At 31.1% G+C, this 16,686-nt stretch carries 17 protein-coding genes; 12 read left to right on the top strand and 5 right to left on the bottom strand.

The annotated features are described in order from the left end of the window. The first annotated feature begins 166 nt into the window (after positions 1-166). The 4 genes from FYJ33_RS09540 to gdhA all read left to right on the top strand — a co-directional run bounded on the left by FYJ33_RS09540 (position 167) and on the right by gdhA (position 3,643). Positions 167-529 carry a YtxH domain-containing protein gene (locus FYJ33_RS09540; protein WP_154531519.1) on the top strand — a complete coding sequence of 121 codons (363 nt, stop codon included), beginning with the start codon at positions 167-169 and terminating at the stop codon, positions 527-529. Between the two features lies 1 nt (position 530). After that, the gene (locus tag FYJ33_RS09535) at positions 531-863 is read left to right on the top strand and encodes a hypothetical protein (RefSeq protein ID WP_154531518.1); all 333 of its coding nucleotides are present in this window, start codon (positions 531-533) and stop codon (positions 861-863) included. 191 nt (positions 864-1,054) lie between these two features. Continuing rightward, a complete protein-coding gene (gene queG, locus FYJ33_RS09530) occupies positions 1,055-2,032 on the top strand; it encodes a tRNA epoxyqueuosine(34) reductase QueG (protein WP_154531517.1) in 978 nt (325 codons plus the stop codon). A 264-nt stretch (positions 2,033-2,296) separates the two neighbouring features. Beyond that, entirely contained in the window at positions 2,297-3,643 is a 1,347-nt protein-coding gene (gdhA, locus tag FYJ33_RS09525; RefSeq protein WP_154531516.1) for an NADP-specific glutamate dehydrogenase, read from the top strand. A 208-nt stretch (positions 3,644-3,851) separates the two neighbouring features. On the opposite strand, the gene abc-f is transcribed toward gdhA, so the two are convergent. After that, entirely contained in the window at positions 3,852-5,762 is a 1,911-nt protein-coding gene (abc-f, locus tag FYJ33_RS09520; protein ID WP_154531515.1) for a ribosomal protection-like ABC-F family protein, read from the bottom strand. A gap of 487 nt (positions 5,763-6,249) precedes the next feature. Between abc-f and FYJ33_RS09515 the strand changes: the two genes are divergently transcribed. The 3 genes from FYJ33_RS09515 to FYJ33_RS09505 all read left to right on the top strand — a co-directional run bounded on the left by FYJ33_RS09515 (position 6,250) and on the right by FYJ33_RS09505 (position 8,372). After that, a complete protein-coding gene (locus FYJ33_RS09515; RefSeq protein ID WP_154531514.1) occupies positions 6,250-6,735 on the top strand; it encodes a hypothetical protein in 486 nt (161 codons plus the stop codon). 323 nt (positions 6,736-7,058) lie between these two features. Further along, positions 7,059-7,709 (top strand): hypothetical protein, encoded by a 651-nt coding sequence (locus FYJ33_RS09510; RefSeq protein ID WP_154531513.1) that lies wholly within the window; start codon positions 7,059-7,061, stop codon positions 7,707-7,709. A gap of 111 nt (positions 7,710-7,820) precedes the next feature. Continuing rightward, positions 7,821-8,372, top strand: a complete 552-nt coding sequence (locus FYJ33_RS09505; protein WP_154531512.1) for an Hsp20/alpha crystallin family protein — start codon at positions 7,821-7,823, stop codon at positions 8,370-8,372. Positions 8,373-8,579: 207 nt separating this feature from the next. Here the strand turns inward: FYJ33_RS09505 and FYJ33_RS09500 are convergent, their stop codons facing one another. Next, positions 8,580-9,146 (bottom strand): manganese efflux pump, encoded by a 567-nt coding sequence (locus FYJ33_RS09500; RefSeq protein ID WP_154531511.1) that lies wholly within the window; start codon positions 9,144-9,146, stop codon positions 8,580-8,582. Between the two features lie 189 nt (positions 9,147-9,335). On the opposite strand from FYJ33_RS09500, the gene FYJ33_RS09495 reads away from it, so the two are divergent. Further along, positions 9,336-10,322: a glycosyltransferase family A protein gene (locus tag FYJ33_RS09495; protein WP_154531510.1), complete on the top strand. Its 987-nt coding sequence runs from the start codon at positions 9,336-9,338 to the stop codon at positions 10,320-10,322. Between the two features lie 522 nt (positions 10,323-10,844). Further along, complete coding sequence (locus tag FYJ33_RS09490; protein WP_154531509.1) at positions 10,845-12,020, top strand: MFS transporter; 1,176 nt, start codon at positions 10,845-10,847, stop codon at positions 12,018-12,020. 123 nt (positions 12,021-12,143) lie between these two features. Here the strand turns inward: FYJ33_RS09490 and FYJ33_RS09485 are convergent, their stop codons facing one another. Further along, positions 12,144-12,674, bottom strand: a complete 531-nt coding sequence (locus FYJ33_RS09485; protein WP_154531508.1) for a ferritin-like domain-containing protein — start codon at positions 12,672-12,674, stop codon at positions 12,144-12,146. 184 nt (positions 12,675-12,858) lie between these two features. On the opposite strand from FYJ33_RS09485, the gene FYJ33_RS09480 reads away from it, so the two are divergent. Together FYJ33_RS09480 and FYJ33_RS09475 are read left to right on the top strand one after the other, a co-directional pair. Next, entirely contained in the window at positions 12,859-13,479 is a 621-nt protein-coding gene (locus FYJ33_RS09480; RefSeq protein WP_154531507.1) for a hypothetical protein, read from the top strand. A gap of 197 nt (positions 13,480-13,676) precedes the next feature. Continuing rightward, positions 13,677-13,841, top strand: coding sequence for a hypothetical protein (locus FYJ33_RS09475; RefSeq protein WP_154531506.1), 165 nt, complete (start codon positions 13,677-13,679; stop codon positions 13,839-13,841). Positions 13,842-13,923: 82 nt separating this feature from the next. Here the strand turns inward: FYJ33_RS09475 and FYJ33_RS09470 are convergent, their stop codons facing one another. Then, positions 13,924-14,949: a branched-chain amino acid aminotransferase gene (locus FYJ33_RS09470; protein WP_154531505.1), complete on the bottom strand. Its 1,026-nt coding sequence runs from the start codon at positions 14,947-14,949 to the stop codon at positions 13,924-13,926. A 181-nt stretch (positions 14,950-15,130) separates the two neighbouring features. Further along, a complete protein-coding gene (locus FYJ33_RS09465; RefSeq protein ID WP_235900822.1) occupies positions 15,131-15,826 on the bottom strand; it encodes a peptidoglycan recognition protein family protein in 696 nt (231 codons plus the stop codon). 233 nt (positions 15,827-16,059) lie between these two features. Here FYJ33_RS09465 and FYJ33_RS09460 point away from each other — a divergent pair, with 233 nt between their 5' ends. Further along, positions 16,060-16,524: a MarR family winged helix-turn-helix transcriptional regulator gene (locus FYJ33_RS09460; protein WP_154531504.1), complete on the top strand. Its 465-nt coding sequence runs from the start codon at positions 16,060-16,062 to the stop codon at positions 16,522-16,524. Positions 16,525-16,686: the final 162 nt, after the last annotated feature.

The raw sequence follows: 16,686 nt of genomic DNA, 5'->3' as shown, positions 1-16,686 counted from the left end.
TCCAATGATCAATAATCGGTGATTAATGATCAATTAAGGATGAAATTAATTACGCTGCGCTTATTAATTGAAAGCATTTCTAAATAATTATTAAAAAAAATACTAAATTTCTTTCGAAAAAAACCGACTATATAGTATAAAAATAATTTTACAGGAGATAAGAACTATGAGTTTATTAAAGAAAATAGAGATGAAGAGAAAGAAACAAAGAAGAGTAGAAAAGAGAAAGAAAGCAGCAGTTGCAACAGCTGTAGCAGCAGTAGGAGCATTAGTTGGTGGTACTGCAGGAATACTTTTTGCACCTAAGTCTGGAAAAGAGACTAGAGAAGAATTAAAAGACAAGTCAAAAACTGCAAAAGAAAAACTTGATGAAGGTGTTAAGAATACTAAGGAAAAAGTAAGCGAATCTAAGACTAAGATTAAGGAATACTTAGAAAAGAGAAAGAAGATTGAAGAAGTTAAAGAAGATGCTGAAGAAGTTGAAACTGTAGAAACTGTTCAGGAAACTGAAGAAAACATAGAGGAATAAGATGTATATAGAATTAAACACAATATATTTTATCCTAGCATCAGCAGGTTGCATTGCTGTATTTTATCTTATTATTGTACTTAAGAATTTTAACAAGCTTTTAAAACAGTCAAATGAAATTTTAGCAGATAATAAGCAATCATTAAAAGAAGCAATCGATGATCTGCCAGCGCTTGTTACGAATATAAGTGATGCAAGTGAAAACATTAAAGATGTTTCAGAAGTTGTCACTGATGTTACTGCAGATTTTATTGTTGCTAAGGATAATGTTAAGTCAAACTTAGAAGTTGCAACTGAAATATTAAGCATAATAAGAAATGTTTTTGGAAAATAGAATATTTTCATATAGTTAAAGTGCTGTTAAGCCTATAAAAGGTTTTACAGCACTTTTTATTATATAAGAAAGTTCAGTCAGCTGATGTACTTTCATCCATTGTAATCTAGTATTTTTCATAGATCTTTTGTATTATAATTATCAGTAATAAAGTTAGATTTGAGCTAAATATTTAATAAAGGTGATTAACAATGTTGAAGAAGGATATAGAAAAATTTTGTGCATCATTAGGACTAGATACTATTGGATTTATAAGATGTAGAAGATTTGAGGAATTACGTGCTTTTTATCAATATAGAAAAGAAAATAATCTTCAGAATGAGTTTGAAGAAGATGATATAGAGAAAAGAATTAATCCTAATGTTTATATGGATGATGGAAAGACTATTATTTCAATAGCTTTTCCTTATTATCATGATGATCATGCAGAAAACAATGGATTTTCTGTTTATACTAAGAGATTTGATTATCATAGGGTGGTAAGAAAATACCTTGATCAAATATGTGCATTTATAGAAACACTAGGAGGAAAAGCAGAAGCTTTTGTGGACAGTAATTCACTTCCAGAAAGATATATTGCATATTTATGTGGTGTTGGATTTATAGGCAAAAATAACATGATAATAACTAGAAAATATGGTTCATACGTTTTTCTTGGGGAAATTATCACGGATTTAGAATTTGAATGTGAAGATAATGGTTCATTTGAAAATATATCAGATTATACCGAATGTGGAGAATGTAAGATATGTTTAGAGGAATGTCCTACTAAGGCTATTAATAATCATAGAAGGAATCCTAACATCTGCCTGTCTTATATAACTCAGAAGAAGGATATAAGTGATAAAGAGATTAAGCTGCTTAAAGGCAATATATTTGGCTGCGATTTTTGTCAGCTTAAATGTCCATATAATGAAGTTGCAGAATGTAATGTTCTTGATGATTTTAAGACAATAGATTACATGAATGAAAATGCGGAAGTTTATGCAGATATGGATAATAAGTATTTTAAAGAAAAAATAAGCTGTACATCATGTGGATGGCGAGGTAAGAATGTTATAAGAAGAAATGCAATTATCAATATAAAACATAACGGCAGAGAAATTGAAAAATACAGAGGAAACTCAGAATACATTAATAAGTATATAGAGAGACTTAATGATAAGTAGTCATTTAAATAGACATATCAAATGAAGATTTGGTATGTCTATTTATGCATTGTCCAGAAACTCCCATGGAAGAGTTTTGTTCTTCGTTCATACTTTTGCATTTGTGGAATAGGATATTATAGTGAGAAATTTACAAATTATCACTGAATGACTATTGAAATTAACAATGGATGTATATTATAATTTATTTATATTATAAATGTTAACAAAATTAAGCTTTATATATTAAAATGTTAAAAAATTTAATTGAATGGAGAGGTTTATATGACAGGTAAAGAGTATGTATTAAAAGTTTTAAGTGATGTTGAAAAAAGAAATGGTAATGAAGCAGAATTTTTAAACGCAGTAAAAGAAGTTACTACTTCTTTAATCCCTGTTTTCGATAAGCACCCTGAATATATAAAGGCTGGGCTTTTAGAAAGACTTGTTGAGCCCGAAAGACAGATTATGTTTAGAGTGCCATGGGTAGATGATGAGGGTAATGTACAGGTAAACAGAGGATATAGAATTCAGTTTAACAGTGCAATAGGACCATATAAGGGTGGACTTAGATTTCATCCATCAGTAAATGCTAGCATAGTTAAATTCCTTGGATTTGAACAGATATTTAAAAATTCATTAACTGGACTTCCTATTGGAGGAGGAAAAGGTGGCGCTGATTTTGATCCTAAGGGAAAGTCAGATGCAGAAGTTATGAGATTCTGTCAGAGTTTTATGGCTGAATTATATAGACATATAGGTATGGATACTGATGTACCAGCAGGAGATATTGGTGTAGGAGGAAGAGAAATAGGATATTTATATGGATATTATAAAAAGCTTAGAGGAGCTAATGACCCAGGCGTACTTACTGGAAAAGGATTATCATATGGCGGAAGTCTTGGAAGAACTCAGGCTACTGGATATGGACTTGTATATTTCACACAAGAAATGTTAAAGTCTAAAAATGATAGCTTTGAAGGAAAGACTGTTGTTATTTCTGGATCTGGAAACGTAGCAATATATGCAACAGAAAAAGCAATGCAGCTTGGTGCTAAAGTTGTAGCATTAAGTGATTCTAATGGATATATATATGATGAAAATGGAATCAATCTTGATGTTGTAAAGGAAATAAAGGAAGTAAAGAGAGGCAGAATTAAAGAATACTTAAATTATGTAAGTACAGCTTCTTATACTGAAGGCAGTAGAGGAATATGGACTATAAAATGTGATATAGCTCTTCCTTGTGCAACTCAAGGTGAAATAGATGAAGAAAGCGCTAAGATATTAGTAGCTAATGGAACTAAAGTTGTCAGTGAAGGTGCAAACATGCCATCAACATTAGAAGCAATAAAGGTATTCCAGGATAATGGCGTAGCATTTGGACCAGCAAAAGCTGCAAATGCAGGTGGTGTTGCATGTTCTGCACTTGAAATGTCACAGGACAGCATGAGATTATCATGGACATTTGAAGAAGTAGATGAAAAGCTTAAGAATATAATGGTCAACATCTACAAGAATTCAGAAAAGGCAGCTGCTGAATACGGACATGAAGGTAACTTATTAATGGGTGCTAATATCTCTGGATTCAAAAAAGTAGCAGATGCAATGATGGCACAGGGAATTGTATAAACAATGATTATTGATTGAACTCCCTTAGGGGGAGTTCTTCTTTGAAACTTTTTACTAGTTGAGATAGAAGAGAATTAGCGGTTTTTAACTGCTAATTTTTTTATTTTAATGAAAGTGGAGCCTCCAAATCTTCGATTTGGCATGTTCGATTATGAATTAGTTAGAATTCCGTAAAGGAGTTCAATCCTAAATTATAAATTCTACATTACTACTGTAGTTCTTCCCATTCTGTCATGGCAGATTCAAGTTCTGACTCTGTGTCTGTTTTAGTTTTGTACAGGTCATTAAGTTTGTCATAGTTTGTACTGTTTTCTGCCATATCTTGTTCTATTTGTTTCAGAGTGTTTTCCAGCTCTTCAATTTTTTCTTCAAGTTTAGTGATTTTATAAACATTCTTTTTCTTTGGCTGAGGGTCTCTTTGTTTCACCTGTTTTGGTTTTACCACTTTTTCTTTTTGAGCATCGGCTTCTTTAGCAGCAGCAAGAAGTTTTGTTTTTTCATGCTTGAAGTAATCATAATTGCCATTATATTTTTTAAGCTTATGATTGTCTGCTTCAATTATAGTCGTAGCAATCTTGTTTATAAAATATCTGTCATGAGATATGAAGAATAATGTGCAGTTGAAGTTATCAAGAGTCTCTTCTAAGTTTTCAATAGAATCTATATCAAGGTGGTTTGTAGGTTCATCAAGAATTAGAAGGTTAATGTCATCATAAAGGAGCCTGCTTAATTTAAGCCTGATTCTTTCTCCGCCAGATAATTGTTTAACCTTTCTAAATACAGCACTTCCGTAGAACATGAATTTAGAAAGATATTGTCTTGCTTCGCCTTCACCCATGAAGAGATCTTTTCTAAATGTATCAACTACAGTAGCTTCTTCATCATCAAATTTGATGTTTTGAGGAAGATAAGCATATTTTACGCTGGCACCAAGGACTACTTCACCTTTATCAGCAGTTTTTTCGCCAAGAAGTACTTTTAAAAGAGTAGTCTTTCCACAACCATTAGGACCTACAAGTGCAGCTCTTTCCTTGAATTTAACAAGAAGATTACTGTCCTCAAATAAGACTTTGTCGTCAAATCTTTTAGAGAAGTTCTTTATTTTAATTACTTCGCTACCAGAACGTTCGGCTTCTTTAAGATCAAGCTTCATATTTGGTTTATCGAATTTAGGTTTTTGTATTCTTTGAATTTTATCAAGCTGTTTTTGTATGCTAGCAGCTCTTTTAAAGAATTTTTCACCAGCAGCGCCAGGTCTCTGCGCCCAGTCTCTAAGAGTTTTAATTGTATTTTCCATAGCCTTAATTTGTTTTTGCTGCTCTTTAAACTGCTCAAACTGTATAAGCATATTTTCTTCTTTCTGTTTTGTAAAACTTGAATAGTTACCTTTATATGTAGTAGCCTCGCCATCTTCAATTTCAATAATTTTATTAACCACATTATCAAGAAAGTATCTATCATGTGATACAACTACGACAATTCCCTTATAAGCTTTTAAATATTCTTCAAGCCATTCAACTGCTTGTATATCAAGATGGTTAGTAGGTTCATCAAGAAGTAGTATGTCAGGATTTTCAAGAAGAATTTTACCTAGGGTTACAGTAGTTTTTTCTCCTCCGCTTAAAAGGTCAAACTGCTTCTCAAGAAAACTTTCTGAAAAATTAAGGCCTATGCAGACTTTACTTAATTTTTCAGCTTTTTCATATCCACCAATTGCCTCAAAGTCACTTTGAAGCTTAGCATATTTTTTTAGAAGAGAATCTACTTCTGTTGAAACAGAAGTATTCATTTTATTTTCGATAGTGCGCATCTCAAGCTCAATATCATCTGCTTTTTTAAATGCTAAATTTAGAACTTCTTTAACCTTCAGGTCTCCATCAAAGCTAGGAGATTGTTCTAGATAGGCAACAGTAGCACCTCTTGGCATTAGTACAAGACCTTTATCATCTTTAGTCATTGTATGTATACCTGCCATAAGCTTTAAGATAGTACTTTTACCACATCCATTAATACCTACAATTCCGACTTTTTCACCATCAAATATATTAAATGATACATTTTGAAGTATTAGTTTTGCATCAAGATATTTTTTTACACTATTAAATGATAATTCAAACATAATTATTTCCCCCGTATCTATATAAATTGCTTACAATAATGGAGTAACAACGAGATTTAAAGAGTTATAAAATAAAAAAATGTAAGAAAAGGCTTTCTTACATTTCAATTCTATTCTGAATATATAGAAATTTATATACCATAAATTTTTTAAAATAAAAAATACACATGATATAAAAATTAAATTAGTAAGAATGTAAGATATCACTCATTGTTAACAACATAAAAGCATCACAAATAAGCCTATTAAAATAAGCTGAAAAATGATTTTTTTATTATGATAAAGTCTGTTAACGAGTTCTAAGTGACATCGGGCACATTCCTTCTTGGTATATTTTGTTAAATAATAACATGAGAATACATTATGTGTCAATAATATTAAAAAATTATTTGTGAGTAATAATTATGGGAATGTGAATATATATTGTGGTTACTTTTAAATAAGAAGTCATAGTATATATTATAGAAATGTATTTGGGAGTAGTAATATGGGGAGGCATTCAAGTAGAAAAAGTCGTAATAATACTCAAAAAAGCAACAGTACAAATGGTAATAATTATGAACATAATATGGCATTATTACAGGAACAGCTAAGGAATCAGATGCTGATATTTTCTTCTAGTATGCTTTCATACTATTCTACGCTTGCAGGTATCGAGTTGTTAAATGTTAAGCATGAGAATAATGACAGGTTGGAAGCAATTGATCAATCATTATTTTATGCTGCAGATATTTTGGCAATACAGTCACTGCTGTTTGGTATTATTTCAAGGTATAATTTTATGCAAATAGGTTTTATAAAATATAATGAGCTGTATGAGAGTTATGAAAATGGAGAAATAAGTTATTCACTTCAGCCTAATATAGATATAAATATTGGTAATGTGCTTGGAATGTTGAGCAGTTTTTATTCTTACAGAGGAGCTTTAGGAATATATGAAAGAGATTTGCAACAGCCAATCTATGGTGTATAAAATAAAAGCAATTACAGTAGTTATTTTTTTTAACATCAATATAAAACTATTTGATAAATGAGAATTAAATAAGTCACAGGTCGAAAGAACAAAGTAAGGATGAAACTCTGATGGAGTTTCAAAATGGAGGTTGCACCTCTAAACCTCTAGGTTTCAAGAATTTAGTGGTTTGGAGGCAAAGCCTATTTCCTTACCTTGTACCTGTGACTTTTGACCTATGACTTAGTTGTTAGGTTTCGGTTTATATAGATAATTTTAGGTGTATAATAAGATTGGACTATAATATAGGTAGGGTAAATATTATAAAAATAGGGGATGAGTGCATGATAAAAATTCAATCTGAATTAAGTGAAGGTACTCCTCAATATTCATGTAATTGTTGCGGTAGTTGTGACAGTTTATTTTCAAAGAGTTTATGTGCTATAAAAAATAGAGGATGCTGTTGGTACTTTCCTAAATTCACATTATATGAAATTCATAGGATGGTAAAGAGTGAAAAGGGACTAGCTATTCTTAAAAGGATACTAAGCATGCCAAAGACGATTATATATCATTACTATATACATGCTAAAGGTTCATTTGATAAAAAAGCATACAATATGTATATGATGAATGAGTACAAACCTTATTCTGAAGCAAAGGATAAATCAATATTTTTTAGGACATGTCCATTTGTTAAGTCTGGGGAGGGGTGTACATTACCTGCTAAGTATAGAAGCTATGTATGTAATTTTTTTATTTGTGATGAGGTAATTAATAAAATAAGCCATATGGAAGAATACAAAAAATATATTGAAGAACGTGAGAATTATGTGAGATGTATAGATTGGGAAAATTATTCTTTGGAAATGATGCTTAGAGAGAAGAATATTAATCTTGAAGATAACTTTGATGAAGTTATAAATGTTCTTAAGGATTTGCCATTTCAACAGTATGAGTTTCCAAAGCTTCCTGAAATAAAGATATATCTGTAAGTTATATAGTTAAAAGAATAAAAATACAGCAGCATTACATTAAATTGTAACAAAAAGGAAGTATTTTAATACATATATAGTATATTGCTTTACTATAGGGAGGAATAATATATGTTTGGGATGTTTCCTTTTTTATTTAATAATCCTTTAAATAGTGGAAACAATGCTTTCAATGCAATTTCTAATCTCACCAGAATGAATCCTTTTATGAACTTTTTTAATATGGATTTTATAGGTGGAATGGTTGATGAAATTTTCGACAGTAATTTTATCAGAACTGCTACAAGTGAGATGATGCAGGAGCAGAGTGAGTATAATGTTCAGATGAAAGAATATGATGATTACTATATGATTACAGGATATCTTCCAGGTGTAAGCCCTAAGGATATAGATATAGATTTTGAAAAGAATAAAGCTATACTGTCAATAAAGAATAAGCGAACATATTCTAATGGCAAAAATGCTATGATGACAATTATGCAGAGCGGCGGAGATTTAGAAAAGAATTTTTATATTGGTGAAGTTGATGTTTCAAAGCTTGCTGCTAGTTTTAAAAATGGTCAGCTTATACTATTAATTCCCAAGATAAGAAAAGTTGAGGCTCCAGCTGTAAGAGAAAATACACCGGAGATAATAGATGTGGACTCGTATAAAGTTGAATAGAACCATTAAAAAGTGGACTTCCTAAATATTTAGGAAGTCCACTTTTTATAATGCCAGATCCCAAGTGCCAAATGAAGGTTTAAATTCATATCGCTGCGCTTATGAATTTAAAATAATGGAGGACTAATCCTCCAAACCTCTTTTTTGAAACTCCTGTAGGAGTTTCATCCTTTTCTATTCGTTGTTCGCTATTCACTATTCATTGATCTAAAAGAAGATTTCGTATATACCAAGAAGTATTAATAATATATTAGATATTAACGGTGTATACTTGCCAAAGAGTCTACCAAATACTGTTTTTCCTGCAAATGTTCCGATTACTAAGAATAATACTGTAATTATAAAGGTAAAAGTAGTTGTGTATATTGTGCTTACACCTGCCATACTTCCTGAGATTCCTACTCCCAGGTTATTTACTGTAAGAGCGATTATAAGTGGAAGTGCTTCTTGTAAACTTATGTCACCAGAATTATCAGAATCAGCCATAGGAATAGTATCTTTATTTCTTTTTTTAAAGTAATCTATAAGAAACCATATTCCAATCAATGCTATTGCAATGCCTCCAATGGCATTAGCTAAGATTGAGGGGATAAATTCTGATATTAGAAGACCAAATTCCATTGAAAGAAATGTACCAATAGTTGTAAGTAATGAAATGAGAATATTGCTGGCCATAGGTATTTTAATCTTTTTAATTCCGTAGGAAACTGCTACAGAGAAAGTATCTAAATTAGCAGATACTGCAAGCACAAGAGCAGCCATAATTTCTTGCATAAGAACCTCCTTCATATATAGTTTCAATATAGTATATTTTTGTGGGAACAAAAGGTTCTATGAACAATTAGTAGCTAAACTGCATATGCAGTTTTAAGATAAAATATTGATGAATTTTTATGTCAGTTAGTTTATACTGTAAGTATATTTATAATAGTAAGCTTAGCAGTTCAGATTGGAGTAATTTAAATGTTTTTAAGTGTAGTAATTCCTGTGTTTAATATGGAAAAATATATAGATAGATGTCTTGAATCAATAATTAGACAGACTGACAATGATTTTGAAGTTATTTTAGTAGATGATGGTTCTATTGATAAGTCATATGAAACAGCAGTATCATATTTAGAAAATTCATATATAAATCATAAGGTTATAAAAAAGAATAATCAGGGACAGAGTATTGCCAGAAATATAGGTATGCAGAGTGCAAAGGGTGAATACATTCTATTCCTTGATAGTGATGACATTGTATCTAAGAATCTTGTATCAGAATGTAAGCAAGCAGTTTTGGAAAAGCCTGATATATTGATGTTTGATTATAAGAGAGTTGATGAAGATGGAACAACAAGAGAAAATAAGATCAGCTTAAGTTCAGATGACAATGTAGCTGGTTGTGAGATTATTAAAAAGTATAAGGAAAATCAATTTAACATGTGGACATCTTCTGCAATATACAGAAGGGAATTTTTAAGAAGGAAGAAAATTATTTTCTGTCCTGAAGCGCATGCGGCAGAAGATTTAGGATTTCAATTTAAAGCACTTTTAAGTACAGATAGGGTAAAAGTAATTAATTATGTTTTATCATATTACTGCCAGAGAAAAGAATCTCTTACAAACAATATTAATATAGAAAAAAATATGACAGTTATAGATGCATTTGAGGATGTACTTAAGTTTATAGAATATAAGGAAATGGATGTATCACTGGAAAAGCCTATTATTGGAGAATTTATACCTGAACATATAATGTATCAGATATTGGGATATCTGAATAAGGATAATGCTGAAGAAGTCCTAGATATTTTAGATGATAAGAGTGTACATAGATATTTAATGAAAGCAAAAATGAGAACTCCTAGATATGGCAAGTCTATGGTTAAGTGGATGAAGATAGCTGCATGGAGTCCGGAAAAGTTTATAAGAAAGTATTTAGACGTTGTTAAAGGTGAGAACTAAAGATTAAGTGGGGATGTATTGAAAAGGAATAACTTGTAATATGAGTTTCTAAAGTATATAATTGAAAATACAAATGAAACGTTAATAAAGCGTGGCGAAGGATTACCAGTTCTTAAATCTTTGCTTGAAACAGACTCATATAAGAACAATAAAAATATGCAATTGTTCACAGCAGGAAAGATTTTAGCAAAGTAGTGCAGCAAGAACATAAAAAATAAATAGATAAAGGAGCACATTTCTTATGCATAATCCAATTTAACCAATATCTAAACAAGAAAAATTAGAAGTTGTTGTACTTAATTATAGAGTAGATTAGAGTTAAGAACTAAGAGAGAAGAGAATCGGATGAAACTCCTTTTGGGAGTTTCAAGCCAAGGCATAAGCGAATAAGTTTCCTCCTTTACTCTAATCCCTAATCTCATATCCCTAAACTTTTTAAGTTGTAGTTAAGAAAATGAATATAAGTTAAGGCAAATTTGTACAACGGCTCTGTATTGCAATGCAGTTTAGGAGATGGTTAAATTGAATAAAAAGAGAAATGTGTATTTGATGTACGCTATTGTTTTCCTTCAAGGATTGGTGTTCTATGGATCAGTAGCGACAGTTTACAGGCAGGGAAGAGGTATATCTCTGTATGATATATTTTTAATAGAATCAGTATCATGGGTTTTGATGATTTTATTAGAAGTTCCATGGGGATACTTTGCTGATAGGTTTGGCTATAAGAATACTATAATAATATCGAATATTATGTATTTTATATCAAAAATAATATTCTGGCAGGCTCATTCCCTTGTAATGTTCCTTCTTGAAAGAGTTTTTATATCTATAGCCTTATCAGGAATATCAGGTTGTGATAGTGCGATTTTGTACTCATCCATAGATGAGGATAAATCTGAAAAAGTTTTTGGGGAATATAGTGCGTTTTCAACGGCAGGATTTTTGGTAGCATCTGTATCATCAAGTTTTATAGTTAAGATATCCGTTGATCTTACAGCAATTCTTACTATATTTCCATACGCAGCAGCGGCTATTCTAAGTTTTTTTCTTATTGAAACACATGAAGAAAAAGAAGAGAAAACAGGAATCAAGGAAAGTTTTAAACAACTGTTCGGGAAAAAGGAAATTATACTGTTTATTGTATCTTTAGCCCTTGTTACAGAAGTGAATCAGACGGTTACAGTATTTCTTAACCAAGCTCAATATTCAAGGAGCGGCATTGATATAAAATATTTTGGAATTCTTCTTGCCCTTATTCAGATTATGGGACTTGGGGCTGCTAAGTCATATAAGATAACAGAAAGGTTTGGCAGAAGGAAAATAATAATAGCGCTTTACAGTATAATGGCTCTAAGCTGTATAAGTCTTATATTTACAGTTAATGCAGTCATAAGTATTCTCTGTATTATGATGGTTTCAGTTTCAATAGCCTTAATGAATCCTTTAGCAATGGATATAGAAAATAAATCGATTATAGGTAATGACAGAGCAACAATGCTTTCGCTATATTCTATTGTAAGCGATGTTGTGTCAGCATTTATAAATCCTGTGCTTGGAAAAGCCGCAGACAAATCACTGCAGTTTTCATTTGCACTGTGTGCTGGACTATGCGTTATAGCCATAGGATTATTTTTAACTTACAGTTATAAGAAGTCAATTAACAAAATAGTGGTTGATAATTTGAATAAAGAAATATAGTAAAAAAGAATCGGATATAAAAATCCGATTCTTTTATTATAGTAAGCGTTGAAGTTTAAGACTTATGCAGAGCAAACTTAGATTATGAGAGGTAGGGCTCAGAATAGGTCTTAAATTCTTATTTTAATATAGTTGAGGAGTGGCTTTTACTATAGCATTAAGGATTTGGATATGAAGCTGTTCATCCTGAATTATTCTTTTAAGTACAGCTTGTATATCTGGATCAGGAATAGCACTTATTGTTTCATTATATTCAGCTATTTGCATTGTTTCATCTTGTATGTTTTGTTTTAGGATAGCTTCTACAGTTGCATCATAATTTACAAATGAGGCATCCCAGAAAAGCGTTCTATTTCTTCTTAGTATACCGTACTTAGGATCTTCGCCAAGTTCTACAATAAGAGAAGCTATTATTTTCAAGTGCTTCATTTCAGTTCTAGCTATGCAGGCAAGTGCATTTGATATTTTAGGATAAGCCTTAGATAATCTGAAAGCGCCATATTCATATTGGGCTATAGCTGAAAATTCGGAGATAGCACCGGCATAATCTTTTAGCAATATCTTTGCGTAATCAGGATTAGGTGAAGATACCTTTATTTCAGGATAGGGAGTATCTAAAAAAAATTTTTTATCACATTCTTCATTGGACATCATAGCGATAATCTCCTATATAATTTCTTATAATAAAATCTATGATTATAAATTATAAATATGATATTATTAAATGAATTCTTTAAACAAAAATTATACATTATAAATATAAATAATTGCGACGAGGAATATTATATTTATGATATATTTATATATGACTATATGAAAGAAGTAATTGGAGGAGAAAATGAAAAAGCATAATGTAAATAAAATAGTTACTATTTTATATATTCTAATTTTAGCAGTAACAGCAATATTTTTTGTATTTAATAATCCTAAGAAGCTTCAGATCATTTTACTTTGTTTTGGGACACTTATACTTAGTTATGTGGTCCTGCTTAAGACAAGAATAAAAATGCCTAGCCTTATATATATAAGTACTGTTATTTTTATTTTTATGTCACAGTATCTTGGAAATGCTATGGAGTTATACTTTAAAATAAAGCATTGGGATAAGATACTTCATTTTACGTCAGGGCTTATACTTGGAATGCTGGGATATGTAGTATTTTTAAATCTGGTACCTAAAGAAGCAAGAGAAAAGATGAACGCATGGTGTAGTGTAATATTTTCTTTCTTGTTTGGTTCAGCCTGTGCAGGGATATGGGAGATATATGAGTTCACAGTAGATCATCTATTGGGACTTCTATGCCAGAACAACAGTCTTGTAGATACAATGTCAGACATAATTGCAGGAACAATTACAGCGCTTATCATAGCGATTATGTTGTGGGTACATCAGAATAAGAAAAAGATTAAAGTCATTTCTTATATGGAAAAGGAAATTGAAGAACATTATAAAAAATAATTTGGAATTTAGATTTTAAAATTTAGAATTGAAGGAAGGAATCCCTGGCAGGGATTCTTTTTTATTGTATAGGAAATTGCATTCAAAAACTGCAATTTTTAATAACATAAAGTTTTGATAATAAAGGGTTTACACGTTTGTGTAAAAGAATGGTAGAATGCAATTTCGTCCTTTAGTCATCAAGGGGTGAAAGACATATGAAGAAACGACTTGGAGAGACCGCAGGGAACGACGGAGGCTTCGGAATATGTCTTTCACCCTTTTTTATTTTAATGGAGGCTTTGCATCCAAACCTCTATATAATTAGGTATTTTAAAGAGGGCGTAGCCTTCTTTTTGGAACTCCGCTTTAGCGGAGTTTAATCCACAATTATACATTATAAATTTTAAATTATAAATTATTGAATAAAAGAAATAAGCTGCCCGCCAAGGCAGCTTATTTCTTTTATTCAACTACGTATATCCATCCTTCTGGAGCTTCTACATCTCCAAACTGGATTCCGCTTAAGATTCTATATAATTCTTTAACGACTGGTCCAACTTCTTTTTCATCATAGAATACATGCATTTTTCCTTTGTATTCTATGCCGCCGATTGGTGTAATTACAGCAGCTGTACCGCATGCACCAGCCTCTTTAAATTCATCAAGCTTGTCTATGAAAACTTCTCTTTCATAAACAGGCATGTGAAGATAATCCTTAGCAATCTGCATTAAAGATATTCTTGTTATACTTGGTAATATTGATGGAGAATGTGGAGTTACAAATTCATCATTCTTTGTTATACCAAAGAAGTTTGCAGCACCAACTTCATCAATTTTTGTGTTAGTTGCAGGATCTAGGTAGATGCAGTCTGCAAATCCAGCTTCAGCAGCTAATTTATGTGACTGTAATGATGAAGCGTAGTTTCCTCCAACTTTGTATCCGCCTGTTCCTCTAGGAGCTGCTCTATCATAGTCAGCTACGTTGAAGTTGCAAGGAGTAAGTCCGCCCTTAAAGTAAGGTCCAACTGGAACACAGAATATACTGAATATATATTCTGGAGCAGGTTTAACACCTATATTATCTCCAACACCAATCATGTAAGGTCTTAAGTATAAAGTGGCGCCGGTACCATATGGTGGAACATAGTGTTCGTTTGCTTTTACTACCTGCATGCAGGCATCAATAAATTTGTCTTCAGGAAACTCAGGCATAAGAAGTTTGTCTGTGCTTGTCTTCATTCTTTGAGCATTTTTATTAACTCTGAATAATTGGATTTTGCCATCTTTTCTTCTGTATGCTTTTAATCCCTCAAAACATTCCTGGCCATAATGTAGACAAGTTGAAGCTTCACTTATACAAATTTTGTTATCAGTAACTAATTTGCCATCATCCCATTTGCCATCTTTCCATTTTGAAATATAACGAAAATCTGTTTTTATATAATTAAAACCAAGATTTTCCCAATCAATATTTACATCTTTACTCAAAACAATCCCTCCTTATTTTATACATGAAATTGAGTAATTAACTGTGTGCAGTGAAATGTAAAACATATAAATTAATTATATATTTTATCACTTATTTGTTAAAAAGTTAATGATTTAATAGAAAGTTTTTTGTGAAAAAGCGTTTTTTTTGCAACAAACTAATAAGAAATAAATTAATCTATTAATCTGGTAGTTTTTTATATTCTTCCGCTTTTTCTTTTGATTCTGAATATATTTTGTCAAAAGGAAACTTTTTTCCGGGACATGCTGTATTATATAAATCAGAATGTTTGCAGATTTTATTTATACTATACTTGTCCATAAGCATACCACAAAGTGATGTGACTGCCTTTTCCTGTGCAGCTGTTATGTTCTCATTCTCAAAGTTGCCTTCAAGGCAGATACCTAAGGACTGGGCATTGTAATTCAGAACATGAGCACCAATGGCGTTTTCTGGACGCCCTCTATAGATAGTACCATCCTTTCTTATAAGAAAATGATAACCTATACCGCTCCAGCCATTTGCTAAATGTGCAGCATTAACAAGCTGTGGGTTTGCAGTACTTGTAGCTGTATGATGAAGTACTATTTGTGTTGGGATAAAATCCTTAGTATTTAGTGGAGATTTCCAGTTATAAGTTACTTCATTAATTTTTACAGGGTAAGACTTATTTAAATGACGTTTTAATCTCATTTCAGAAAATATATTCTTTGAAGATGAGTTGTACTTTGTCTTTATGCATGAAGATAATGATGAGGAAATTGCAATAAGAATAATAATCAGTAGTATAAGAAATAATTCTATACGATGTTTATCTATTTTGAACTTGAATTTCCTTCGTTTTTTCCTTCTTCGAGTATGATATTTTCTTGTCATTACAAAACCCCCTATAAGATTATTATAGCATTAGTTTTAACTTTAAAATATTTCTAAAGTATGAAAAGATAATTAAAAAGATTTTATAGGCCTATATAAAAATAAATTAAGCTTTTATAGCAAATTAATAATTTAAATATTGAAAAAGCAAAAATAGAAGTATAAAATAAATCGTGAGGCGATTATATCGCTGCACGATTTATTTTTATCTTTGGAGATGATGATTAGATAATATGAATAAGATAGATAAGATAAAGAAGATTGTTGAAGGAATAGATTTCATAGAGGAGCATGTTAATTTAAGATTTCATAAGACAGCTAAAGAATACGGGCTGACACTTGATCAGTTTCATCTTCTTGTGGAACTGGAGGAACTGGAAATAAAGGTTCCAGATAACGTTGGACCTAAAATAAGTGATATTGCAAGCAGAAGGAATTTATCTCAGAATACAATCTCTGAAAGAGTTACTAGACTTGAAAAGATGAATCTGGTTGTAAGAGTAAAAGACGAATCTGACAGGAGAATAAGCCGTGTTAAGTTAAGCACACAGGGAAAAGAATTACTAAAAAAGATATCAAATGAAGCAGATAGTAGTTATGTTGAAAGACTTCTATGTATTTTGGATGATGAAACAATAGAAATAATGAGCTCTTCTATAGACAAGCTTACAACTATTATAAATTCAGAAAAGCAATGATATAAGCAATTAACAAGATTGTTAGATTATAAAAATAAAATAGACATGAGCATAATTGATCTTTAAAAATTTAATATTGATATAGAGAAATATTTTGGAAAAGTTAGGTTTTTTATTAATAAAGTGACTCAAAAAAGGGTATACTATCCCCATGAGGATGAT

The organism is Inconstantimicrobium porci (assembly GCF_009696465.1).
Classification (GTDB): domain Bacteria; phylum Bacillota; class Clostridia; order Clostridiales; family Clostridiaceae; genus Inconstantimicrobium; species Inconstantimicrobium porci.
The sequence above is the reverse complement of the archived record's forward strand: the minus strand, read 5'-3'. Positions and strand labels throughout refer to the sequence as shown.